General features: G+C 68.6%; 3 protein-coding genes and 1 pseudogene. All 4 read right to left on the reverse strand.

Features of this window, described 5'->3' with window-relative positions:
- The coding region (locus IE312_RS18025; protein WP_229900020.1) for a DNA cytosine methyltransferase at window positions 1-1,170 on the reverse strand (1,170 nt) is incomplete at its 3' end.
- Between the two features lie 624 nt (window positions 1,171-1,794).
- Window positions 1,795-2,259: a very short patch repair endonuclease gene (locus tag IE312_RS18030; RefSeq protein ID WP_189982979.1), complete on the reverse strand. Its 465-nt coding sequence runs from the start codon at window positions 2,257-2,259 to the stop codon at window positions 1,795-1,797.
- Between the two features lie 24 nt (window positions 2,260-2,283).
- Window positions 2,284-3,294: a tetratricopeptide repeat protein gene (locus IE312_RS18035; RefSeq protein WP_189982981.1), complete on the reverse strand. Its 1,011-nt coding sequence runs from the start codon at window positions 3,292-3,294 to the stop codon at window positions 2,284-2,286.
- Window positions 3,295-3,373: 79 nt separating this feature from the next.
- A pseudogene (locus IE312_RS40660) lies at window positions 3,374-3,897 on the reverse strand (beta-1,6-galactanase); the annotation flags it as partial.

The following is a 3,897-nucleotide window of genomic DNA, read 5'->3' on the forward strand; positions in this document are numbered from 1 at the left end:
GCGACCTCCGAGTTGCTCGTCCTCCTCGATCACGAAATCCCGCGCGAGCATTGCCATACGGCGTTCGAAGGACCGCGCGTCCATCTTCTCGCCGGAAATTTTCACCAATTCTTTCTCGGTGAGCGGGACGGAAGCGTTTTTCAGGGCGAGGTAGAGCCGGTCATGCAGGACCTCGTTCTCTACATCGGTCAGATCCTTTGGCTGACCTTTTCGGTTCAAGGCGTTGGCAATAGCCGCGCCAAGCGCACGCGCCACGGGTGGCGGGAAAGCATTACCGATCTGCCGGTACTTCGCGGTCTTGCGCCCCGTAAACTTCCACTCGTACTCGGACCCGTCTTGCCAGCCTTGGATGCGCGCCACCATCTCAGTGGTGAGTCTGGGTACGAAGTCGACAGGGTCCGAAGCATCCGGAGGCGCATCAACTACTCCCATGGCGTCCACACCGAGGGTGCGCCAGGCCGCCTTGGCCCGAGTCGGTCCAAGGTCGGCGCCCCCGTGCTTCTTGGAGCCGCCCACGATGGTCGGTGCGATGCCCTGGGCCTTTTCCGCCCAGCGGTCGGCGCCAGGCCAACCATTTACGCGCATCATGTCGCGCAGCTCGCTGCCCACCGTCTTCCTGGTGGGCGACCCCTGAGGCCATTCGAACCACTGAGCGTCTTCATGCCGCATGGCGACCAGGACGAAGCGTGGACGCAGCTGGGGAACGTCGTAGTCGTTCGCCTGCAGAAGTTGCCAGTCAGACCAGTAGCCGAGGTCCCGGAGGCGATCCTTCACGTGCTGGCGATAGGCGGAGAAGCGAGGCATCGACAAACCGCGCACGTTTTCCAGAAGCAGAGCCCGGGGCTGCATCTTCCCGGCCAGTTCGACCGCCCAGGCGAAGAGATCCCGTTCGTCGGTCGCTCCCAGTTGCTTGCCAGCGATCGAGAAGGGCGGGCAGGGCACCCCACCAGCGAGCAGGTCCACGCCGACGTATTCGTTGGGATCCCACACGCTGGCGTCGGCCACGTCACCGTGCCGCACGTCCCAGTCCCGGTTCTCCCGGAGCGTATTGACCGCGTTCTCGTCCAGCTCCACCGCGAGGGCGTGGTCGAACCCTGCCAGCTCAAGGCCCAGCGACTGACCGCCAGCGCCCGCGCAGATCTCCACGGCCGACAGATCAGCCACGCTCATACCTCCGGAAGTCGTGATTGCACAGGTCTACCATCCTGACCCATCAAACACCGAGGGTCTGACACTCTTGGCTGCTGTGTAGCGCCGCCGGCTCTCTGCCGCTCGCGTAACGTGGCCGCGATCAGTGACCAGACAACGAAGCAGAAGGGGCCATCCGATCCCGCGGGGAAGGGCTACCGCGTGGATGCCCGTCTGTGGCCGGCGCGCTTGAGACCGCGGCCGGACGCCGCGTGCACGAGTGGCTGCCTTCGTGGGCGGTGCTCCCGTTACTGCTGGCCTGAGCATGGCTGGCAGTCATGTGTTGACGGCGGCTACTGGGGACCGAGGGCAGTGTGCAACGGGCCAGCGACAAGGCTGCCGACGGGGTCATCCGTAGAGGGGATCGCGCAGCCCAGAGCGGATCCTCGCCGTCGCAGGCACCTGGCACGCACCAAGGCAGGTACTCCACCAGCGTGATCGATCTCTCACGGCCGGTGCAGATGAAGGCCGGCGTAGACCGAGTCCAAGGCAGCAGACCAGCCAGGGACGGAGAGACTGGCACCCGTGACCGAGAGGGGAAATGCTTTCTCATCTTCGGTCGCCGATGCGGACGTGCCGCCGATGGAACAGATGATTTTGCCTGTCTCAGAGAGGCCTGTCGTCGCCAATCCGTCGACGGCGCACGACCGCGGCGATCTCATCCGCGCAGGCGTCTGACGGTTCGTGCTCCCAGAAACGGAGCACGAGCCATCCGGCATCCTTCAGGCGTTGGTCGGTGTCCCGGTCCCGCGCGACGTTGCGGAGCACCTTTTCCGACCAGTAACCGGAATTGGTTCTCGGCGGGACATAGTGCTCGGGGCAGCCGTGCCAGTAGCAGCCATCGATGAAGACCGCCACCTTCGCCGGACGGAAGACCATGTCCGCTGTCCGGCGAAGGTCCGGCAGCGGGCGTGCGGCGACGCGATAGCGCAGACCGCGTGCGTGAACCAGCCGCCGGATCAGTGTTTCCGGCTTGGTGTCCCGGCTGCGGATCGCCTGCATGTTGCGGCGACGTGCCGCTGACGAGGCCCAGGAGCCTGCGGGCGGGTTCCACGGAGGATCTTCGGACACGATGGCAAGCCTAGTCCGCTCATTTCACAGGCCGTGGCACTCCCCATAACTCCCCGCCGCCCCACACCAGCACCCCGCCCCCTGCCCCGGAGGCCACGCCACCGCACGCCCCCGCGCTGCGAGGGTCGTCGCGTACTGGGGCAGCAGCGTGGGGTCCGTCGGGGAGGCGCCCTCCGAGGCCGCGAAGGCCTCGTACGACGGGACCGTGCCGGTGACGATGCCGAGGTTGGCGGTGCCGGAGGCGGAGAGTTCGCGGAGCGAGGACTCTATGGTCGCCAGGTGCTCGGCGTGGGAGGGGTACTCCGGGGACAGGGCGGGGTACGCCGACAGCAGCTCCGCGAGTTCCGGTGCCGGCCAGTGCAGCACCGCCACCGGGAACGGGCGGGAGAGGGCCTCCCGGTAGGCGCCCAGTTCGGCTCGGAGGCGGGAGATCTCCGCTTCCAGTTCCGCGGGGTTGTCCGAGCCCAGGGACCACACGCGTTTGGGGTCGTGGAGTTCGTCCAGGGGGACGGGGGACGTGTGGAGGGTGTCGGCGAGGGTGTCCCAGTCGTCGTGGGGGAGGGCCAGCATGCGGCGGACGCGGTGGCGGCCGTGGAGGAGGGGGCGGGTGGCGGCGGGGGGTTCGTCCGAGGGCTCCAGCAGGAGGTGCGCGGCCTCGGTGAAGACCTTCGCCGCCGCCTCCAGCTCGTCGTGGGACTCCAGGGCCTCGGCCACGATCACCCAGGGGGCCGGGTCCCGGGGCGCCGCGGCGCGGATGCCCTCGATGATCGCCCTGGCCTCCGCCTCGTGGCCGTACTCCCACAGGTTCGACGCCTTCAGCGCACGGACCAGGGCCGGGTTGTCCAGCTCGTCGGCGGACGCGAGCAGGCGGTCGTAGAGGGTGGTCGCCGCGGGGCGGTCGCCGGACAGTTCCAGGTGGGCCGCCGCCCGCAGGAGGAGCGTCTCGGCGTCCTCGGGGTACAGGCCGGCGGTCCGCTCCAGGCGTGCCGCTTCGGTGGCGTGGTCGACGTTCTCGGCAGGCGTGTCGGGGCGCATGGGGGACACCGTACTGCCGGGCGGTGACAAAAGTGAGGTGGCCCCCGGGGGTGCGCACCCTGGGGGCCGGTCCGGTGCGTCACACCGTGATGCCGTCGATCTGGAGGGTCTGTACGGACTTCGCCGCGAAGGGCACGGACAGCGACCTGCCGTTCAGGTACGTGTCCGAGTGGGCGGTGTAGCGGTCGCCGCCCGTGGTGACGGTGTTCCAGCGGGGGACCAGGCCGGCCGGGCCGCCGGTGGCGGCGGAGAAGCGGGAGAGGTCGAAGGTCAGGGTCTGGGCGGAGGAGGAGGTGTTCGCCGCGACGATCACGAGGCGTCGGGCCGGCCGGTCCAGGGCGGCCGCCGCGTAGCTCGCGCCGGTGTCCAGGATCGTCATGCCGGGCCGGATGTGGCGGGTGAACTGGGCCAGGACGTAGTACTTCGTCTGCACCGCGCCCGGCTGGAGCGTGTCCGGGTCGTACGCGATCGTCGCCCAGCCCGCGCTGGGGTCCATCACCTGCCAGTACACCCAGGCCGTCGGGTGCAGCCAGCGGAAGTCGTAGAGCAGGTTGCTCGCCGTGGTCAGGCCGGTGGCGTCGCCGTCGCCGGTCTCCGAGTTCC

The sequence above is a fragment of the Streptomyces capoamus genome, assembly GCF_014654935.1.
Classification (GTDB): Bacteria; Actinomycetota; Actinomycetes; order Streptomycetales; family Streptomycetaceae; genus Streptomyces; species Streptomyces capoamus.

Coding starts and splice junctions, on each gene's coding strand:
- IE312_RS18035 (WP_189982981.1), bottom strand. CDS start 3,294: ATGCGCCCCGACACGCCTGCCGAGAACGTCGACCACGCCACCGAAGCG.